The 22280-nt window shown below is 34.1% G+C and carries 17 protein-coding genes; 7 read left to right on the forward strand and 10 right to left on the reverse strand.

Annotated features, from left to right (window positions below; genetic code table 11):
• Nucleotides 1–21: 21 nt before the first annotated feature.
• Entirely contained in the window at nt 22–1440 is a 1419-nt protein-coding gene (gene dnaB, locus AC5LXI_RS07025; protein WP_493444145.1) for a replicative DNA helicase, read from the forward strand.
• 58 nt (nt 1441–1498) lie between these two features.
• On the opposite strand, the gene AC5LXI_RS07030 is transcribed toward dnaB, so the two are convergent.
• The 8 genes from AC5LXI_RS07030 to AC5LXI_RS07065 all read right to left on the reverse strand — a co-directional run bounded on the left by AC5LXI_RS07030 (nt 1499) and on the right by AC5LXI_RS07065 (nt 14311).
• Complete coding sequence (locus AC5LXI_RS07030) at nt 1499–2335, reverse strand: metal ABC transporter permease (protein ID WP_493444146.1); 837 nt, start codon at nt 2333–2335, stop codon at nt 1499–1501.
• Complete coding sequence (locus AC5LXI_RS07035) at nt 2332–3192, reverse strand: metal ABC transporter permease (protein WP_493444147.1); 861 nt, start codon at nt 3190–3192, stop codon at nt 2332–2334. Before AC5LXI_RS07035 ends, AC5LXI_RS07030 begins: the two co-directional genes overlap by 4 nt.
• On the reverse strand, nt 3192–4088 hold the full coding sequence (locus AC5LXI_RS07040) for a manganese/iron ABC transporter ATP-binding protein (protein WP_493444148.1): 897 nt from the start codon (nt 4086–4088) through the stop codon (nt 3192–3194). The genes AC5LXI_RS07035 and AC5LXI_RS07040 overlap by 1 nt, the downstream gene beginning before the upstream one ends.
• On the reverse strand, nt 4088–5008 hold the full coding sequence (locus AC5LXI_RS07045; protein WP_493444149.1) for a metal ABC transporter substrate-binding protein: 921 nt from the start codon (nt 5006–5008) through the stop codon (nt 4088–4090). Before AC5LXI_RS07045 ends, AC5LXI_RS07040 begins: the two co-directional genes overlap by 1 nt.
• Before the next feature lie 350 nt (nt 5009–5358).
• A complete protein-coding gene (locus AC5LXI_RS07050) occupies nt 5359–7455 on the reverse strand; it encodes an autotransporter outer membrane beta-barrel domain-containing protein (RefSeq protein ID WP_493444150.1) in 2097 nt (698 codons plus the stop codon).
• A 243-nt stretch (nt 7456–7698) separates the two neighbouring features.
• Nucleotides 7699–9714 carry an autotransporter outer membrane beta-barrel domain-containing protein gene (locus AC5LXI_RS07055; protein ID WP_493444151.1) on the reverse strand — a complete coding sequence of 672 codons (2016 nt, stop codon included), beginning with the start codon at nt 9712–9714 and terminating at the stop codon, nt 7699–7701.
• Nucleotides 9715–9958: 244 nt separating this feature from the next.
• A complete protein-coding gene (locus AC5LXI_RS07060; RefSeq protein WP_493444152.1) occupies nt 9959–11974 on the reverse strand; it encodes an autotransporter outer membrane beta-barrel domain-containing protein in 2016 nt (671 codons plus the stop codon).
• A gap of 243 nt (nt 11975–12217) precedes the next feature.
• Entirely contained in the window at nt 12218–14311 is a 2094-nt protein-coding gene (locus tag AC5LXI_RS07065) for an autotransporter outer membrane beta-barrel domain-containing protein (protein ID WP_493444153.1), read from the reverse strand.
• Between the two features lie 235 nt (nt 14312–14546).
• On the opposite strand from AC5LXI_RS07065, the gene AC5LXI_RS07070 reads away from it, so the two are divergent.
• On the forward strand, nt 14547–15470 hold the full coding sequence (locus AC5LXI_RS07070; RefSeq protein ID WP_493444154.1) for an L-lactate dehydrogenase: 924 nt from the start codon (nt 14547–14549) through the stop codon (nt 15468–15470).
• 70 nt (nt 15471–15540) lie between these two features.
• Here AC5LXI_RS07070 and AC5LXI_RS07075 read toward each other — a convergent pair whose 3' ends face one another.
• Together AC5LXI_RS07075 and AC5LXI_RS07080 are read right to left on the reverse strand one after the other, a co-directional pair.
• Complete coding sequence (locus tag AC5LXI_RS07075; protein ID WP_493444155.1) at nt 15541–16404, reverse strand: hypothetical protein; 864 nt, start codon at nt 16402–16404, stop codon at nt 15541–15543.
• A gap of 71 nt (nt 16405–16475) precedes the next feature.
• A complete protein-coding gene (locus AC5LXI_RS07080; protein ID WP_493444156.1) occupies nt 16476–16721 on the reverse strand; it encodes a hypothetical protein in 246 nt (81 codons plus the stop codon).
• 413 nt (nt 16722–17134) lie between these two features.
• On the opposite strand from AC5LXI_RS07080, the gene AC5LXI_RS07085 reads away from it, so the two are divergent.
• The 5 genes from AC5LXI_RS07085 (at nt 17135) to rpiB (ending at nt 22145) form a co-directional block, all read left to right on the forward strand.
• Nucleotides 17135–17791 carry a DUF7424 family protein gene (locus tag AC5LXI_RS07085; protein ID WP_493444157.1) on the forward strand — a complete coding sequence of 219 codons (657 nt, stop codon included), beginning with the start codon at nt 17135–17137 and terminating at the stop codon, nt 17789–17791.
• Between the two features lie 798 nt (nt 17792–18589).
• A complete protein-coding gene (locus AC5LXI_RS07090; protein WP_493444158.1) occupies nt 18590–18829 on the forward strand; it encodes a FeoA family protein in 240 nt (79 codons plus the stop codon).
• Nucleotides 18826–21144, forward strand: a complete 2319-nt coding sequence (feoB, locus tag AC5LXI_RS07095; protein WP_493444159.1) for a Fe(2+) transporter permease subunit FeoB — start codon at nt 18826–18828, stop codon at nt 21142–21144. Before AC5LXI_RS07090 ends, feoB begins: the two co-directional genes overlap by 4 nt.
• 18 nt (nt 21145–21162) lie before the next feature.
• Nucleotides 21163–21399: a FeoC-like transcriptional regulator gene (locus AC5LXI_RS07100; RefSeq protein WP_493444160.1), complete on the forward strand. Its 237-nt coding sequence runs from the start codon at nt 21163–21165 to the stop codon at nt 21397–21399.
• A 290-nt stretch (nt 21400–21689) separates the two neighbouring features.
• Nucleotides 21690–22145 carry a ribose 5-phosphate isomerase B gene (gene rpiB, locus AC5LXI_RS07105; protein WP_493444161.1) on the forward strand — a complete coding sequence of 152 codons (456 nt, stop codon included), beginning with the start codon at nt 21690–21692 and terminating at the stop codon, nt 22143–22145.
• Nucleotides 22146–22280 lie beyond the last annotated feature (135 nt).

The following is a 22280-nucleotide window of genomic DNA, read 5'->3' on the forward strand; positions in this document are numbered from 1 at the left end:
TTAAATAAAAAGATGAATGCAATGAATACTGATGATTCAAATAAAGAACTGAAAAATCAAGACGCAAAAAAGTCAAAAGTACAAAATATCAAATTGCCGCCTCACTCTATTGAGGCCGAGCAAGCTGTACTTGGCAGTTTAATGTTAGATAATCAGCGTTGGGATGTTGTTGCCGAAATGATTACTGACCGTGATTTTTATTCTCGTCATCATCAACTTATCTTTTCAGAAATGCATACTCTTGTCAGTCGTAGTACCCCGATTGATTTGATCACACTTTCCGAAAGCTTAGAAAGTAAAGACCTACTAGTTGATGTGGGCGGATTTGCTTATTTAGCTGAGCTATCAAAAAACACCCCTAGTGCAATTAACGTAGTGGCCTATACCGACATTATTCGCCAACAGGCGATATTGCGAGAACTGATTAGTGCTTCAAATGAAATAGCTGACAACTGTTACTCAACCGAAGGCCGAGATAGTACTGAAATTTTAGACTTAGCCGAAAGTAAAATCTTCCAAATTGCCGAAAGTCGAACTAAGCAAGGTGAAGGGCCTAAAAATATTACCGACGTGCTTGAAGCTACAGTAGCAAAAATTGAAGAACTATTCCAGCGCCCACATGATGGGGTGACTGGCGTATCGACAGGCTTCCTTGACCTAGACAAGAAAACAGCAGGTTTACAACGTTCAGATTTAATTATCATTGCGGCTCGTCCATCAATGGGTAAAACCACCTTTGCGATGAATCTCTGCGAAAACGCCGCCATGATGCAAGAAAAACCAGTTCTTATTTTTAGTCTAGAGATGCCATCTGAACAGATTATGATGCGTATGTTAGCGTCGTTGTCTCGCGTTGACCAAACTCGTATTCGTACTGGTCAATTACAAGATGATGATTGGGCTAGAATATCGAGCACTATGGGCTTACTGCTTGAGAAAAAAAATATCTATATCGATGACTCATCTGGATTAACACCTATGGAGCTACGTTCACGGGCAAGACGTATCTACCGTGAACATAAAGGTTTAAGTATGATCATGGTCGATTACTTACAGCTAATGCGTGTGCCAAATATATCAGAGAATCGAACACTTGAGATTGCGGAAATTTCACGTTCATTAAAAGCCTTAGCAAAAGAGTTACAAATTCCAGTCGTTGCCCTATCGCAGCTTAACCGTAGCTTAGAGCAACGTGCCGATAAACGGCCGGTTAACTCAGACTTACGTGAATCAGGATCTATTGAACAAGATGCTGACGTGATTATGTTTATCTATCGTGATGAAGTTTATAACGAAGCGTCGGAACATAAAGGTATTGCCGAAATCATTTTAGGTAAACAGCGTAATGGTCCAATAGGAAAAGTACGCTTAAAATTCCAAGGCCACTTCTCAAGGTTTGATAATTACGCTGATGCAGGTAAATATTTGGATGATGAATAATTAAGTCATAATAACTAGTGTAAATGTAGAATAACGCACAACATTTACACTAGCGCAATTAATGTCTTACTTTATGATTAATATAGACTCGATAAAACTGAGCCATAACAAAGATAAATGCCTGCAATATTACAATACAAGCACTAGTTGAGGCATCTAAATGAAAACTAATTAATGTACCGGTTACCGTCGAAAATGCTGATACAATCACCGCAATCATTAACATCTTCTCAAAACGTTTGGTTAATAAAAATGCAGTAATACCTGGGGCGATAAGCATTGCAATAACCAAGATAACACCCGCAGCTTTTAGTGAGCCAACAATGGTTAATGCTAAAATACCCAATAAGCCATAATGTAATAATTTAACTGGTAAACCAACAACTTTCGCTTGCACAGCATCAAAACAGTACAACATCATATCGCGGCGTTTAATAATAACTAAAATCGAAACAATGCTCGCAATGGCGATGATTTGTATTAATTCTTGATAACTTGTTCCTAATACGCTACCAAATAAAATATGATTCAAATGCTGCGATGTTTCAACTTTAGAAAATAGTACCAAACCAAAGGCAAACATCCCAGAAAAGACAATTCCCATTACGGTATCCTCTTTTATTCGACTATTTTCCTTAATGTATCCGGTAGCGACGGAACAAAATAATCCGGAAGTAAACGCACCTATTATCAGTGGGATACCTGCCAAATAAGCGAGTACAATTCCTGGTAATACGGCGTGAGAAATAGCATCACCCATCAATGACCAGCCTTTCAATACTAAAAAGCACGACAGTAGTGCACAAACAATCCCGGTAGCTAAAGCGGCCAAAATAGCCCGTTGAACAAAAGGAATGGTTAAGGGATGATAGATAAGTTCCCATAATACGGTCATACTGCTCCCCCTTGTTTTGCTTGTCTAATTCGGCGCCGGTTCGAAAGCAAACCTTGTTTAGGTGCAAATAAGAAAGCGGTTAAAAAGACTAATGTTTGTAGTGTCACTATCACGCCACCGGTTTCGCCATTTAAAAAGTAACTGATCCAAGCGCCAATGGCACTGGTTAGCGCGCCAATGATTACCGAAATAATTAACAACCGTGAAAACCTATCGGTAAGTAGGTAAGCGGTTGCGCCTGGGGTTACCACCATCGCAATAACTAAGATTGCCCCGACGGTTTGTAATGCTGCCACAGTACAGGCACTTAGAATGGTAAAAAATAGGATCTTTAACGCTAGTGGTCTTAAGCCGATGGAGCGTGCATGGGTTTCATCAAAAAATACCACTAACAGATCTTTCCAGAAAAAGAGAAGCAAAATAAACGAAACCAAAATAATGATTTGCACTTGCCACATATCACTATCATCAATTCCCAAAATGTTACCGAAAATAATGGTTTGAGCATTAATGGAGGTTGGGTTTAGGGAAATAATTAAAAGTCCAATAGCAAAAAAGGTTGAAAAGATAAACCCAATAATGGCATCTTCTTTTAAGCGAGTAAAAGCTCGTACAATCGTTATTGACAAGGCAGCTAACAATCCAGTAAAAAAAGCGCCGACCGAATAAGGCAAACCAAGTGCATAAGCGCCAGCCACACCCGGCACGACAGAGTGCGAAAGGGCATCGCCCATTAGTGACCAACCTTTTAACATTAAAAATGCCGATAAAAATGCACATGCGGCACCAACAATACTACTTACCCAAATGGCTTTTAACATAAAGCCATAGGTAAATGGTTCAAGAAGTAGTTCCATTAGTGTTGCCCTTTAGTTTCAATAACCGTTGGTTCGACAAGTAAATCCTGATGAGCAGAATTATCACTGCCTTCACCATAAAATACTGCGGCACGCTCATCATCGGTTAAAATTGACATCTTGCGAGGATCTTCATCTTGGTGCAATTGTTCGCCAGATAAACTTAAATAACGTAGTGCACCACCAAACGTTGTCATTAGATTTTGTGGTGTAAAGGTGGTTTGGGTTTCGCCAAAAGCTAACACTGTTTGGTTAATTAATACCACTTGATCACAAAATTCAGGCACACTACCTAAATTATGGGTGGAAACTAAAATCAAATGACCTTCATCTCGTAGATCTTTAAGCAGATCGATAATGGCATTTTCTGTTTTAACATCGACGCCGGTAAATGGCTCATCTAACAACAAAACCTTACCTTGTTGAGCCAAAGCTCGTGCTAAAAATACACGCTTTTTTTGACCGCCAGAAAGTTGACCAATCTGGCGGTGTTTAAAATCCAACATATTGACCCGTTCTAGCGCCAAATCGACTTGTCTTTTGTCCTCTTTGCTTGGTATTCGCAAAAAAGACATATGACCATAGCGTCCCATCATCACCACATCCGATACCAAAACCGGAAAATCCCAATCGACTTCCTCAGTTTGTGGAACATAGGCAATAATATTTTGCTTCAATGCCTGTTTTACCGAAATATTATTAAATGTCACCTGACCTTTAGTTGGTTTTATCATTCCCATAATGCTTTTAAATAGTGTCGATTTTCCACTACCATTAACGCCAACTAGTGCACAAATTGTGCCACCATTTAACCGAAAACTAGCATCATGAATCGCAGTGTGACCATTATTATAAGTCACAGTAATATCATCAACATTTAAGCAAATTTGCGTCATTATTTTTCGAATCCTTTAGCGATTGTTTCAACCGTTACTTTTAGTAAATCGATATAAGTTGGAACAGGGCCATCTTTGGTAGAGAGTGAATCGACATAAAGTACACCACCATATTTAGCACCAGTTTCTTTACTAACTTGCTTTGCGGGTTTATCAGAAATGGTACTCTCACTAAATAACACAGGGATATTATTAGTTCGGACTAAATCAATAAGATTTTTAACTTGCTTAGGTGTACCTTGTTGCTCGGCATTAATTGGCCATAGATATGCTTCTTTAAGATTATAATCACGGGCTAAATAACTAAATGCCCCCTCACTAGTGACTAACCAACGTTGTGATTCGGGGATCTTCGCTAAACGCTCACGTAGTGGAGCATCAAGTGCTTTAATTTTCGCCACATATTGTGCGGCATTCTTATTATAAATCTCAGCATTTTTCGGATCATATTTAACCAAAGCGGCACGAATATTTTCAACATAAGTCAAAGCAAGGGTTGGTGACATCCATGCATGTGGATTGGGATTACCTTTATAACTACCTTCTTGAATTGGCATTGGATCAATTCCTTCTGTGACTACAACTGAAGGGACATCCTTAATATCCTCAAAAAAACGTTTAAACCAAAGTTCCAAGTTTAAACCATTCCAAAGCACTAAATCAGCAGAAAGAGCTTTAGTAATATCTTGTGGAGTAGGATCGTACTCATGAATTTCAGCGCCTACTTTAGTAATTGATTCAACAACTGCTGCATCACCAGCTACATTTTGAGCAATATCTTGAATAACAGTAAATGTGGTAACCACTTTAAATTTTTTCTCATCAGCCGATGCTGAATTAGCTAACCCGGTCAAAATCAATAGCGAAGTTAAAATCGCATTTAATAACGTTTTACGGCTTTTAAAAAAATTGAATTTCATTGATGGATCCTTATTGTATACTATCTGCCTGAACTTAATCGGGAACAGAAAATAAACCATAGTTAAAACGATCAGAAATGATGAAATCCCTTTCTAGATCACTCCACAGTAATTAAAAATTTAAAATTACATTTTAAATGTTAATGAGAATTATTATCATTTAATTAATGAAAGTCAAATTATTTTTTATAACTAATTCTATTAATGTTAATAAAGATACAAAAAAGCGTAGATAGATAAATCTATTAGAATGATAGTTAATGTAGTGTTAAACTTAATGATAATTGAAAAAGTCACACGCTTAATTAATAGCGTGTGATTGAAATAACAGATTTAAATAAACTCATGTATTAGAAAGAATAGCGGTAGCCACCATTAACCTGTAATAAATCAAATTTATTACCCGGAGAACTTTCTAAATCCAAATAGATATTATGTTTTTGGTTGAAATTAGCATTTATGCCAACACCATTATTCCACCAATTACCTTTGAATGAGTGGCTTTCTTTATGGTTATTTAGTTTATAGTAGGTATCGCCATCAAACTCTCTAACGATACCGGTTTTAGCATAAATATTGATACTATTTTGATCTGAATTAAATTCATAGCCCAAAAGTGCTGATGCTCGGCCAATTAGTGAATTGTAATTACCTAATTTAACTTTAAGTCCATTCGATGCATTAATTGAATTACCATTTTGATGACTGTAAGAGAATTGTGTTTGTGGTTCGACATAAAAATCATTAATTTTGAATTTTTGACCTAATTCCATTGATAAGCCAAGCCCATTAGAATGCCCTGTACCTTGAATGCGATTATTAGCGGTATCTTTAACTTTAAAGTTATTTTTTTGCCGATCATATTTGACTACACTGTCAATATAAAAACCACTGTTATCTAAATAAGTTGCATATATCCCGGTGTTAAATGAACGTAATGAACCATCACCATTACGATAATCCGGATTGCCATAAGTTTGCCCGACAAAAGCCCCAATAACAAATGGTGAGCTTTCAGATAGTTGTTTATCTGCCCCAAATTGAAAACCATGGTAACTCATATCAAATTTGCTTAATTTACCGCCAGAAAACGAATCTAATTTACCAGTAAAACCTCGTAACCAAACATCCCCAAACTTACCACTAGTGCGCATATCACCTAAACGTTTTAAAAGGGTTTGAGTTTCAACATAATTCATTAAATAATTAGCATTAAGAAAACCAGCACTAGCCATAGCAGATGTAGTAATCGGCTTAGCAGTTAGCACATAATCTTTCCCATCTTTATTTAAACTATATTGATAACCACCAAGCTCAACATCATGATTAGTTTTAAATTCAGCGGTATTTGTTGCACTGTCATCGACTTCAACTAAAGTTAACTTTTCATTACCAGTAGTTTGTGCAGAACCATTATTGATTAAGTTTATCGTATGGGTGCCTTCAGCTGAGACAGTTCGATTAGTGTCAGATGATTTTGAGATAATAATTTTATCACTTTGTTGGGTGGCAATATCGGTGCGTAAATTAAACGTCGAAGCACCTTTTAAATTCTCAATTACTAGCTCACCAAAGTTATTACTTCTTGTAAAACTAGTGAAGGTTATATTTCCTTGACCTGATAGTTCAGTTAAATAAGAATCGTAACCCTCAAGTTCCCAAGAAGAACCTTTGGCGAGATTCATTTTTATAATTCCGGTGGTATCTTGACCAGGGTAGTCGGGATCATCTGGATCACCAAATGCTGAAACCTCACCGACAATTTTAGAGCCAGCAGCTAAATCTAGAATTACCTTACCACCATACTCAGTCCATATATCGCCTTTTATAATGGATTTATTTTTGATTTCTAATAATGCACCGCTATTAATAATAAGATTACCATTGATATAAGATTCACCATTTAATATCACATTTGAACCAGTTCCTGATAGAAGAATAGCATCAATATCACTATCTATATGTGTTTCATCATTAAATGTGATACTACTTCCTCCCATAATAAAAATAGTCTCATCGTCTTCGCTACTTTTAGATTTTAAATTTGCTTTTCCATTAACAGTCAAGTTGACATTTGTATCTAATAAAGAAATAGCATTCATTTTCTCGCCGTTCATTTTAATGTTAAGATCTCCATTAAATACAACAAATGATTCTCCTATTGGAGACCACGGTGAAAATGCGATAATACCTGAAATGTTTAAATTATCATCAAGATTACGTAAATCATCTCTGGACATAATTATGCTAACATCTTTTTCAAAAACAGTATTACTTCCAGAAGTTATATTTATTCCCGATGTAACATGATCTCTAAAAATCTCGAAATTATGTGTTTCCGGAATATTGACTTCATCAGTAAAAGTTTGTGTGCCTTGTAATTTTAAAGCGTTAACCGTTAATGGCATTGCTAGTGATAATAATGTAATTAATTTCTTCTTTTTCATCTCTTTCCTTTTCCTTTTCTATTTCCTTTTTTATATACTCTAAAACAGCCTAGCATATTGAAAGGTGTCACTAATATTAGTAATTATGGTTGCTGAATAATTATTAAAAAAATTTTTATGTTAATTTTTTAAATCATATTAGATTAAAAGTCACTTGAGTATTTAATTTACTGATTATTGAAAAATCACACGCTTAATTAATATGCGTGTGATTGATATAATAGATTTAAATAAAATCATAAATTAGAAAGAATAGCGGTAGCCACCATTAACCTGTAATAAATCAAATTTATTACCCGGAGAACTTTCTAAATCCAAATAGATATTATGTTTTTGGTTGAAATTAGCATTTATGCCAACACCATTATTCCACCAATTACCTTTAAATGAGTGGCTTTCTTTATGGTTATTTAGTTTATAGTAGGTATCGCCATCAAACTCTCTAACGATACCGGTTTTAGCATAGAAATTAATGCTATTTTTATCTAATTTATATTCATAGCCAAATAGAGCAGATGCTCGACCAAGTAATGAATTGTAGTTGCCTAATTTAACATTAAGCCCATTAGATGCATTAATCGTGTTACCATTTTGATGACTATATGATAACTGTGTTTGTGGTTCGACATAAAAATCATTAATTTTGAATTTTTGACCTAATTCCATTGATAAGCCAAGCCCATTAGAATGCCCTGTACCTTGAATGCGATTATTAGCGGTATCTTTAACTTTAAAGTGATTTTTTTGCCGATCATATTTGACTACACTGTCAATATAAAAACCATTGTTATCTAAATAAGTTGCATATATCCCGGTGTTAAATGAACGTAATGAACCATCACCATTACGATAATCCGGATTACCATAAGTTTGCCCGACAAAAGCCCCAATAACAAATGGTGAGCTTTCAGATAGTTGTTTATCTGCACCAAATTGAAAACCATGGTAACTCATATCAAATTTGCTTAATTTACCGCCAGAAAATGAATCTAATTTACCAGTAAAACCTCGCAACCAAACATCCCCAAACTTACCACTAGTGCGCATATCACCTAAACGTTTTAAAAGGGTTTGAGTTTCAACATAATTCATTAAATAATTAGCATTAAGAAAACCAGCACTAGCCATAGCAGATGAAGTAATCGGCTTAGCAGTTAGCACATAATCTTTCCCATCTTTATTTAAACTATATTGATAACCACCAAGCTCAACATCATGATTAGTTTTAAATTCAGCGGTGTTTGTCGCACTGTCATCGATTTCAACTAGAGTTAACTTTTCATTACCAGTAGTTTGTGCAGAACCATTATTGATTAAGTTTATCGTATGGGTGCCTTCAGCTGAGACAGTTCGATTAGTGTCAGATGATTTTGAGATAATAATTTTATCACTTTGTTGGGTGGCAATATCGGTGCGTAAATTAAACGTCGAAGCACCTTTTAAATTCTCAATTACTAGCTCACCAAAGTTATTACTTCTTGTAAAACTAGTGAAGGTTATATTTCCTTGACCTGATAGTTCAGTTAAATAAGAATCGTAACCCTCAAGTTCCCAAGAAGAACCTTTGGCGAGATTCATTTTTATAATTCCGGTGGTATCTTGACCAGGGTAGTCGGGATCATCTGGATCACCAAATGCTGAAACCTCACCGACAATTTTAGAACCATCAGCTAGGTCTAATATAACTGTACCACCAAATTCTGTGAATATATCGCCTTTTATTATCGATTTATTATTTATTTTTAAGGTTCCATTATTAGTAACAAAAATATCGCCACTAATATTTGATTCACCATTTAATGTTAAGTTTGATCCTAATATGGTAATTGCTCCACTTTCGTTATGAGCATCAACGGTTAAGGTTGTTTTTCCGTTAATAATAACCGTTGCATTAGCATCGTGTAAACCAATAGCATCAAAATACTCCCCTTTCATGTTAATATTGAGATCGCCATTAAAAACAGTAGATGAAGAAACCCCATTGGTCATAAAAGCTCGAAGACCATCAATTGTTATTCCATCATTGACTGATGAAAAACCATCTCTTGACATGTTTATTGTGACATTTTTTTCAAATACTGTATTACTCCCTGGTTCGATTTCTATATTTGAATATACAGAATCTCCATTTTTTTCTATATCATGCGTTACAGGAATATTTACTTCTTCAGTAAAAATTTGTGTGCCTTGTAATTTTAAAGCGTTAACCGTTAATGGCATTGCTAGGGATAATAATATAATTAATTTCTTTTTTTTCATCTCTTTTCCTTTTTCTTTTCTATTTCCTTTTTTATACTTTAAAACAGCCTAGCATATTGAAAGGTGTCACTAATATTAGTAATTATGATTGCTGAATAATAATTATTAAAAAAATTTTATGTTAATTTTTTAAATCATATTAGATTAAAAGTCACTTGAGTGTTTAATTTACTGATTACTGAAAAATCACACGCTTAATTAATATGCGTGTGATTGATATAATAGATTTAAATAAAATCATAAATTAGAAAGAATAGCGGTAGCCACCATTAACCTGTAATAAATCAAATTTATTACCCGGAGAACTTTCTAAATCCAAATAGATATTATGTTTTTGGTTGAAATTAGCATTTATGCCAACACCATTATTCCACCAATTACCTTTGAATGAGTAGCTTTCTTTATGGTTATTTAGTTTATAGTAGGTATCGCCATCAAACTCTCTAACGATACCGGTTTTAGCATAGAAATTAATGCTATTTTTATCTAATTTATATTCATAGCCAAATAGAGCAGATGCTCGACCAAGTAATGAATTGTAGTTGCCTAATTTAACATTAAGCCCATTAGATGCATTAATCGTGTTACCATTTTGATGACTATATGATAACTGTGTTTGTGGTTCGACATAAAAATCATTAATTTTAAATTTTTGACCTAATTCCATTGATAAGCCAAGCCCATTAGAATGCCCTGTACCTTGAATGCGATTATTAGCGGTATCTTTAACTTTAAAGTTATTTTTTTGCCGATCATATTTGACTACACTGTCAATATAAAAACCACTGTTATCTAAATAAGTTGCATATATCCCAGTGTTAAATGAACGTAATGACCCATCACCATTTTTATAATCAGGATTGCCATAAGTTTGCCCGACAAAAGCCCCAATAACAAATGGTGAGCTTTCAGATAGTTGTTTATCAGCCCCAAATTGAAAACCATGGTAACTCATATCAAATTTGCTTAATTTACCGCCAGAAAACGAATCTAATTTACCAGTAAAACCTCGTAACCAAACATCCCCAAATTTACCACTAGTGCGCATATCACCTAAGCGTTTTAAAAGGGTTTGAGTTTCAACATAATTCATTAAATAATTAGCATTAAGAAAACCAGCACTAGCCATAGCAGATGAAGTAATCGGCTTAGCAGTTAGCACATAATCTTTCCCATCTTTATTTAAACTATATTGATAACCACCAAGCTCAACATCATGATTAGTTTTAAATTCAGCGGTGTTTGTCGCACTGTCATCGATTTCAACTAGAGTTAACTTTTCATTACCAGTAGTTTGTGCAGAACCATTATTGATTAAGTTTATCGTATGGGTGCCTTCAGCTGAGACAGTTCGATTAGTGTCAGATGATTTTGAGATAATAATTTTATCACTTTGTTGAGTGGCAATATCGGTGCGTAAATTAAACGTCGAAGCACCTTTTAAATTCTCAATTACTAGCTCACCAAAGTTATTACTTCTTGTAAAACTAGTGAAGGTTATATTTCCTTGACCTGATAGTTCAGTTAAATAAGAATCGTAACCCTCAAGTTCCCAAGAAGAGCCTTTGGCGAGATTCATTTTTATAATTCCGGTGGTATCTTGACCAGGGTAGTCGGGATCATCAGGATCACCAAATGCTGAAACCTCACCGATAATTTTAGAGCCAGCAGCTAGGTCTAAAATAACTGTACCACCAAAATTTGTGAATATATCACCATTTATTATCGATTTATTATTTATTTTAACTGTTCCATTATCAATAGAATAAATATCACCGTTAATAAATGACTCACCATTTAATATTAAATTTCCTTTTGATACCACAATAGCCTCGGAATCATCAGGATCATCAACAGTTAAGGTTGTTCTCCCATTAATAACAACTGTTGAATTTTTATCGAATAAAGCAATAGCATCAATGTTTTCCCCTTTTACACTAATGTTGAGGTCACCATCAAAAACGGTAGATGACTGAGGACCTATATCATTCAAAGATCGAATACCATCAATGTTTACACCACTTTCGATATTATGAATATCGTCTCTTGATATATTTATTGTGACATTTTTTTTGAAAATGGTGTTACTGCCAGGAGTTATACTTATACCAGATATAACTTCAGTTCCAGAGCGTTCAAAATCATGAGTAATTGGAATATTGACTTCATCAGTAAAAGTTTGTGTGCCTTGTAATTTTAAAGCGTTAACCGTTAATGGCATTGCTAGTGATAATAATGTAATTAATTTCTTCTTTTTCATCTCTTTCCTTTTCCTTTTCTATTTCCTTTTTTATATACTCTAAAACAGCCTAGCATATTGAAAGGTGTCACTAATATTAGTAATTATGGTTGCTGAATAATTATTAAAAAAATTTTTATGTTAATTTTTTAAATCATATTAGATTAAAAGTCACTTGAGTATTTAATTTACTGATTATTGAAAAATCACACGCTTAATTAATATGCGTGTGATTGATATAATAGATTTAAATAAAATCATAAATTAGAAAGAATAGCGGTAGCCACCATTAACCTGTAATAAATCAAATTTATTACCCGGAGAACTTTCTAAATCCAAATAGATATTATGTTTTTGGTTGAAATTAGCATTTATGCCAACACCATTATTCCACCAATTACCTTTGAATGAGTGGCTTTCTTTATGGTTATTTAGTTTATAGTAGGTATCGCCATCAAACTCTCTAACGATACCGGTTTTAGCATAAATATTGATACTATTTTGATCTGAATTAAATTCATAGCCCAAAAGTGCTGATGCTCGGCCAATTAGTGAATTGTAGTTGCCTAATTTAACATTAAGCCCATTAGATGCATTAATCGTGTTACCATTTTGATGACTATATGATAACTGTGTTTGTGGTTCAACATAAAAATCATTAATTTTGAATTTTTGACCTAATTCCATTGATAAGCCAAGTCCATTAGAGTGTCCTGTACCTTGAATGCGATTATTAGCGGTATCTTTAACTTTAAAGTGATTTTTTTGCCGATCATATTTGACTACACTGTCAATATAAAAACCACTGTTATCTAAATAAGTTGCATATATCCCGGTGTTAAATGAACGTAATGACCCATCACCATTTTTATAATCAGGATTGCCATAAGTTTGCCCGACAAAAGCCCCAATAACCAAAGGTGAATTTTCAGATAGCTGTTTATCTGCACCAAATTGGAAACCATGGTAACTCATATCAAATTTGCTTAATTTACCGCCAGAAAACGAATCTAACTTACCAGTAAAACCTCGTAACCAAACATCCCCAAATTCACCACTAGTGCGCATATCACCTAAACGTTTTAAAAGGGTTTGAGTTTCAACATAGTTCATTAAATAATTGGCATTTAGAAATCCAGCACTGGCCATAGCTGATGAAGTAATTGGCTTAGCAGTTAGCACATAATCTTTCCCATCTTTATTTAAACTATATTGATAACCACCAAGCTCAACATCATGATTAGTTTTAAATTCAGCGGTGTTTGTTGCACTGTCATCGACTTCAACTAAAGTTAACTTTTCATTACCAGTAGTTTGTGCAGAACCATTATTGATTAAGTTTATCGTATGGATGCCTTCTGCTGAGACAGTTCGATTAGTGTCAGATGATTTTGAGATAATAATTTTATCACTTTGTTGGGTGGCAATATCAGTGCGTAAATTAAACGTCGAAGCCCCTTTTAAATTCTCAATTACTAGCTCACCAAAGTTATTACTTCTTGTAAAACTAGTGAAGGTTATATTTCCTTGACCTGATAGTTCAGTAATATAAGAGTAATCGCCTATAATTTCCCAAGAAGAGCCTTTGGCCAGATTCATCTTTATGATTCCTGTGGTATCTTGATTAGAATAATCAATATCATCAGAGGGATCAAATGCTATGGCATTGCCAACAATTTTAGATCCGGCAGCTAAATCAAGAATTATCTTTCCACCAAAATCAGCCCATATATCGCCTTTTATTATGGATTTATTTTTGATTTCTAATAATGCATCTCCATAAGATTCAATGTTACCATTTATGTATGAGTCACCATTAAATATTATATTTGTTCCTTCTCCAGCTAAGTAGATAGCATCAAAATTATTATCTATATGCGTTTCACCATTAAATACAAGTTTTCCGCCCGTTACGAAAATAGTCTCATCATCATCAGAATATCTACTATCAACGCTCAAGTTTGCTTTCCCATTAATTATTACGGTACTATTTTTATCAGCTAAATATATTGCGTACACATCTTCACCTTTCATCTTGATATTGAGATCTTGTTCAAAGATGGTAGTTGATGGTGCCGTTATAGTCGGTGATATTGATCCTTTAATTCCGCTAATAAGAAAATTATCATCTTCCGATAATTGATCTCTAGAGAGGTTAAGTGATACGTTTTTTTCAAAAATAGTATTACTTCCAGAAGTTATATTTATGCCAGATGTAATCTTATTCTCAAAAGTTTCAAAACTATGTGTTGTTGGAATATTGATTTCATCAGTGAAAGTTTGGCTGCCTTGTAAATTCAGAGCATTAACTGCTAGGGGGGTAGCTAGGGATAGTCCTATAAGTACTCTTTTCTTCATTGATTTGTTCCTTCTTTCCTTAATTAATAAAAAAGTCTAACATATAAACACTAACCGCTCAAAAAGTATTCGCCAACATTATTATAATTAATGATTGTTAGAAAATTTATATAGATACTTATATGAACAGTTAGGCAATTGTTATTTACGTTGGATAAAGGTATATGATGAGAGATAATCAATGACATTGTTAGAAATATCTATAATTTGACAACTTAAATAGGTAGGATTAATTATGAAACTACGTAAAGTGATGGTTATTGGGGTAGGTAATGTTGGTTCAACTACAGCTTATACATTGGTAAATCGTGGTTTTTGTGAAGAGATCGCATTAGTCGACCTTAATAAAGATCTAGCTTATGGTCATGCGCAAGATTTACTTGATGCCGCAGCCTATCGACAAAACATGATAAAGGTTAGCTTGCGCGAATCAACGGACTGTGCTGATATTGATATTGCTATTATTACTGTTACTTCGGGACTAGCGCAAAAAAGTAGGGCCGAAGAACTAGCTGGTACCTCTAAGATCATGGCTAGTATTGTTCCTAGCATGATGAACAATGGATTTAAAGGAATATTCCTGATTGCCACAAACCCATGTGATGCCATCACATATCAAGTCTGGAAATTATCTGGTTTACCTCGTCATCGGGTCATTGGCACTGGCGTTTGGCTCGATACTGTTCGCCTGCGTCGATTATTAGGTGAACAAATGGACATTGGCCCACAAAGTATTGATGCATTTATTGTTGGCGAGCATGGTGATTCGCAATTCCCAGTTTGGTCTCACTCATCAGTTTATGGTATCAACCTCAACGATTTAGAAAATAAAAGAATTGATTTTAATGACATCGGACTAAAAGCCAAAAACAAAGGCTTTGAAATTGCCAAATACAAACACTGCACTGAATACGGCATTGCCAGCACCATTACTGAAATATGCCAGCATATCTTCACAAATAGCCACCGAGCATTAGCATTGAGCTGTGTATTAGATGGTGAATATGGTTATAGGAATGTTGCCATTGGTGTCCCAGCGATCCTCGATCAACATGGTATTAAAAAAGTCATTGAACTTGATTTTAGTGATAACGAAAAAGAATTATTTACTAACAGTGTTAATATTGTGAAAGGGTATATTGAACATATTAATTTATAAACGTTTTAGAAAACGCAAAAAAATTGAGGAAAGGGGTTTTTTTAAGCTCCTTTCTCATACTTTGTCACTGTTAATCTTGTTTAATGGTTTTAAGTACATTATTCAATTTTTTAAATTCATACGAACTTAAAAAGTTGCGATGAGAGTTTTCAAGATAAGATGCTAATTTTTTATAAATCTTTAGATTTTCAAAAATAGGGTAACAAGTTAAATAATCGTCAAATGCGACAATATCTTCAGCATAGGCAAATTGTTGTTTAGTGAGTTTAGCTAAATAGCCGTTTAGATTAAATTCTGTACAATTAGGGTGTTGTTGCTTGCGTTGAAATTGGTTATCACTAAATTGATAAGTTATATTTGCGTTGGATTCTGCATGGTAAACATTATCGACCACATCAATCATATAAATTAGCGCATAATGATCTGCGATATGCACATTAAATAAATTGTCGAAAACTAAAGTAGAATAGTCAAATATATGATCTTCATGACCGGTATGTGCCGAAAGTATCAGTTCGTCTAAATACTCACCATCTTGATTAAATGCATTAAGTATATATAAATCCTCAAGAAAGCCTTCGCCTTCACTATCAAAAGTAAAATGATAAAGAACAAACCGAGTGTTATCTATTTCAAAACGACCAACAGCGGTTAAATCCTGCAAAGTAAAATAAAATTGTTCGTTATTGGATGGCTTGTCATAGTAACGATAGTCACCCTTATCAAAGTGAAAAAATTTGCTATCAACATATTGTCCTTTATCAAGATTATGGGTGTCAAAAGGTATAGTTAAAAGAGGCAAACTCTGATAAAAATCGTTAAAGTTCTCGAAATGCTGACGCTGATCATATTGCACCGGGTTGCCATTGGGCTCAGCATAGGAATAAAAACTGAATAACAGGCTGACGCTTAAAAGTAGTGTAAATTTTTTCATCTCATTTTTCCTTAAAAATCATCAGCGAGATATTGTACGCCGATTTGCTTCCTTATTTCAGTTAACATGTATCACGAGATTAAAGTATGCTCTAAACCTTTATTATCAATTTTTTGTTGTTGATAAAGCTTAGCAAACTCAAGCGCCTGGTAATACATCTGATTGTGTTTTATATTAATAAATTGTTTCTCACCTTGGCAAGGGTAATAGATGACTTGCTCACAAACAGAAAGATGATCGATTACCAATGCGCCATTTTCGCCTTGAATTTCGCTGGGAATGTAAGAATTTGATACCTTTGAATGCCAAATGATCATATCAAAATCTCTATATTTACATAACACGCTACCATGCGCATCCACACCCTATTCTAATAAACTTGATGTAGCATAAAACTGATTTGGTTTTCCCCACAACCTCAGTCCAAAATTAAGTGGGTATACCGCAATATCCATTAAAGAGTTATTTGAAAACTCAGGATTAAGGGTATTATACTGCAACTAGTTGATATTGGTTGGACTTCAATGTGGCATCGATAAACTTTTCAGTTATCCAATTAGTACCATTTATTGCAAGTTTAATCATTGTTCACCTTTGCTGATAAACTTTGAAAAACAAATTTATTAATTGCATCAAAAAAAAATGGTTATTTTCCTTTTTGATTATGTCTATTTTCGTGTAAAGTATTATAAATTAATATCTAATTATATTTAATTAAAGGAAGTAATACATGAAAAAAGTACTCATCTCTTTAATCTCACTTGCTTTACTATCCGGTTGTAAAGTTGAACTTGCTCCGACCATTAATTTAAGTGATGTCAACAGCGAAACTGCGAAAACTGTTCAATCAAAATTGATTGTTGAAGTTACTGCATGTAATTCTTATGGAGATTCAAGAAAAGAGTCATCCGATGTAGAAGAAGCTAAAGAAGCTATTGCTAATATGTTCCCTGAATCAAAATATATTGAATGTTATAAAGAAAAAATGGACTCAAAAGCATTATTTGAGATTCCTATCACCGTTGGTGGTAGAAGTTCAAGCGGTGATATTCAGATAAGAAATGGTGAATTTGGTGGAGGAATGATTATATCAGTTTCGGAAAACTTAAGAGATAAAATCAAGCAACAAGAAAAGAGTTCTTTTTCAACTTTCAAACCATCTATTAGCATCAATATCAAAAATGATTTAGATAAAAATCAGGATATAGTTGTACATGGCGTTTTAGCTGATGATAAGAATTATCTACCTTATTCATGGTATCAACTTATTGCAGGTCAATCACAAACATTCAAACTTTCAGATGTTTCAGTTTCGGCAGCTACAAAACATGGAAGTACATTAGTTTATGAAGATTTCGATAAACGATTTGAAATAAAGAAAGATTAAACGATGATTTAAAAACCCTTGAACGAGGGTTTTTACTTTACTAATGTTTATTAAAATTAATATGTAATGATGTTATTCAAATAATGAAGCAGTTAAATAGATATTCAGTCAGCTTTAGATCTTCGGATAAACTGACTTTAACAAAAACAGTTAAAAATTTCGTTTCTTAAATATCCTAAATAATAATCGGTCTCAAAAAGGTAATATCTCTCCTACACCGTCACAAGTTAAAAAGCAGATGGTTTATAACTTACCATGGATAAATATATTTTGGATTTTCATTATTTTAAAGATTTTCATTATTTTAAAAATATGCTGAATATTTAAGATGGCGTCATTAATTATTAAGCACAATATTTATTAGCTTTGAAACTAAATAGGTTAAGTTCATAAACATTAGGATGATATTCAAAAGTTGGTTAATAAATAATTAATTATTCTTTGTTAATTGGCGTAGTTAATGTTTTATAACAAATAGAATAATCAATAGATATTTATTTCAAAAAATTGAAGAAAAGGGTTTTTGAAGGTAATATTTCCCAATAAATAATCGAAGAAAGCCATAAAAATAAGCAAACTATGTAAAGGATCAAAAAAATTTATAAAGGAATAATTTCTGAAATCTCGAACAAATTATATGTTAATTAGAAATATATCTAATTTTTATAAATTCGATAATTTTCGCTTATTTTAGATGTTTTTTGCGATTTGTTCGCAGTTAGTTACTAAAAATGCGAATGATTATCTTTTAAAATGTCGCCATTTGTTGAAATACAACTGTATTTGATTGGAAGTATGATGTCTATATTTACGCTAGATCACCTTTCTTTGCGACGTGAGGCTGTTGTTAAACGTTTGTTACCTGACTCGTTACCTTTTCGTCGTAAGCTTTTAGCCATGGGGTTGACGCCCGGATGTAAGTTAACTGTTATGCGAATCGCACCACTGGGTGATCCAATTGAAATAAACCTTCGTGGTTTTTTGCTTTGTTTGCGCCGTCATGAGGCTGCTGCCATTGAAGTCGAGGTAGCTGCATGAAAATTGCCTTAATTGGTAACCCCAACTGTGGTAAAACCACCTTATTTAATTTATTAACGGGTTCAAAACAGCGTGTTGGTAATTGGCCAGGGGTGACGGTAGAGCACAAGTCTGGTACGTTTGATTATCAAAATCAACATTATGATATTGTGGATTTGCCGGGGACTTATTCGATCGAGCCAGATCCCACAGGCGTCGCACAAGATGAATTTATTACACGTCAGTTTTTGTTAACTGATAAGAATAGCCTGATAGTTAATGTTATTGATGCCACTAATTTGCAACGTAGTTTGTATTTAACTTTTCAGTTAATTGATATGCAAGTACCGATGATAATTGTGCTTAATATGGTTGACGCATTGCAAGCTATGGGTGAGAAGTTAAATATTACCAGATTAGCTAAAGTATTAGGTTGTCCGGTTGTGGCGATTTCATCGACACAAAAGATGGGATTAACTCAGTTTTATCAGCAAATCGAAATTAGCACTCAGGATTTAAAAGCCGCTACACCAACAATTGATACCTTAAGTTGGGATTCACAAGCCATTTTTAATCGTTACTTAACTGAGTTACCTGCGACAAGTGCGATTCATCAATTCAATCGTTGGCAATTGATAGAAGCATTGCTTAATGGTGCTGATTCTTCATTAGATTTAGTCGAAAACGAAAAGCTAGATACTTGTCGTCGTTTGTTATCGATCAATTTCGATAATCAAATAGATGTCGCTCTTGCTAGTGCGCGTTACGATACGATTGACGTTGTTTGCAAAATGGTGATCGATAAACCGCGAGAGGCGAGTATTAATATCACTGAGAAATTAGATAAATTGGCTTTAGGACGAATAACCGGTATTCCATTATTTTTATTGGCAATGTATGCCATGTTTTTAGTTGCGATTAATTTTGGTACGGTTTTTGTTGATTTTTTTGATGGCATATTTAGCACCATTTTTGTTGATGGTTTTGCTTATCTTTTAAATATGTTACATGCACCGACATGGTTGACGGTCATTTTAGCTGACGGACTAGGGAATGGTATCACGACAGTGTCGACATTTATTCCTGTGATTGCGGCGATGTTTTTTGTTTTGTCTTTTTTGGAAGATTCTGGTTATTTAGCTCGTGCAGCAATGATTGTTGATCGCTTTATGCGATGTATCGGCCTACCCGGTAAAGCTTTTGTGCCAATGTTAATGGGATTTGGGTGTGGTGTACCTGCAATTATGGGAACAAGAACATTAGATTGTCCACGTGATCGCATTTTATCTATTTGTTTAATTCCTTTTATGTCATGCAGTGCACGTTTACCGGTTTATGCGTTATTTGCTGTGATATTTTTTCCTAATTATGCTTCAGCTGTCGTTTTCATGTTGTATTTGCTAGGTATTTTTGTTGCGATGTTGACTGGATTTGTTCTGAAAAATACTTTACTAAAAGGCGAGTTAACACCATTTATTATGGAAATGCCAATCTATCGTATTCCCACTTTACGTAGTATGTTGCGAATAACTAGTCAACGTTTGAAGAGCTTTGTTTTACGAGCAGGGAAGGCAATTGTAGTGATGGTGACAGTACTGAGTGTATTAAACTCATGGAGTGTTGAAGGTTCTTTTAGTCATGAAAATTCCAATGATTCGGTGTTGTCAATTATCGGTAAGAAAGTTACTCCTGCATTTACTCCAATGGGAATCGATAAACAAAATTGGCCTGCGACTGTTGGTATATTTACTGGCATTTTTGCTAAAGAATCCGTTGTTGCAACGTTAAATTCGCTCTATTCGATGGATTATCATGAGAAGGAAAATTTTTCATTTTATGACGGGATTAAGTCAGCATTTGCCACTATTCCTGATCATCTTATTGATTTAGTCAGCTCAATTGGTGATCCTCTTGGATTATCTAGCGTCAATCAAGATGCAAAATGTGAGCAAAATGAATCGTCCGTTGATTTAAGTACGATATCTAAAATAAGCAGTTCATTTGTTACTCCAACTTCTGCTATTGCTTATCTTATTTTTATTTTGCTCTATACTCCTTGCGCAGCAGCATTAGGCACAATTTATCGTGAAGCAGGCCTAAAATGGATGATGTTTGTGGCAGTTTGGACATTTATTATGGGTTGGTTATGTGCAACAGTTTATTATCAATTTAGTCTATTAGGTCAATCGCCATCTGCACCATTTTGGTTAACAGGTATAGGACTATTTGTTATTCTGATGTTTATTGTTTTACGTAAACTAGGACGTTTGCCATGCTTTAATCAATATCATCTTCCTAAACCTAAGTCATATAATCAATCAGCTTGTTGTGAGTAGTGAGATACCTTAATTAATATGTTAATAACGTCAATTCGTGATTATGTTCAGTTAAAAGGGCGAGCCAATTTACAAGATGTGGGTCGTCACTTTCGTTTAGCTGAAAGCGCTGCTGAACCGATGCTTAATTTTTGGGTGAATAAAGGTGTGATTAAAGTAGTTGATAGTGATTTATTAACTTGTGCCGGTAAGCAGTGTTCGGCATGTATTTGTTGCAATTTACCTGCTTATCCGAATTACGTTTGGATTCAGTAATTTATCTTTTTTATCGTCTTAAATAATAAGTTGGCTGGGTTAAATTACTTTAGGGTATCAAATGTATTTATGTTTAACCTTTGATAAAACTCCGTCGCTTTTTATCAAATTTCTTGCCACCGTTTCTGCCTAGTTTACTTTTTTAAACAGTAAAAAGTTCAATATATTTTTTCATTGACTATTTTTTTCGAGATCTATGTCACAAAAATGAATTTATTTATACCCGAAAAATAACAAATGATATTAATATGAACTTATGTTCACTTGTGGGAGATGATGAAGGAGAAAATATGAAACCTATAGCAATTGGTGCAGATGATGCTGCATTTGAATTTAGAGATAGTATTGTGGCATATTTAAAACAACAAGGTATTGAAACGTTTGATTATAGTAGTGATAAGCAAGCGGTTAATTCGTTATATCCTGATGTGGCAAATGCAGTTGCTTATGCGATTAAAGATAAAAAACATGATAGGGGTATCTTAGTTTGCGGTACGGGTATTGGTATGGCAATCGCCGCAAATAAGGTACCTGGCATACGTGCAGCGCAATGCCATGATGTATTTTCAGCAGAACGAGCAAGAAAAAGTAATGATGCTCACATTATGACGATGGGCGCAAGAGTCATTGGTGTTGAATTGGCTAAAAAACTGGTTCAAGCGTGGCTGGAATCAGAATTTGAAGGTGGTCGATCTACCGAAAAAGTAGATCGTATTAATTATTACGATAATTTATATAGTAAGTAATGGGTGATCTATGTTTTACTTTCAAATTTAGCTTGTTTAAGTTTGCTGATCGTTAATTTAACTTTGTTTTTATGCTATTTTTGCTAAATATAACCTTAATTGAAACGACTTTATCCTGTCGTTTTATTGTTTAAT

It is taken from the genome of Gilliamella sp. LMG 34361, assembly GCF_984569075.1.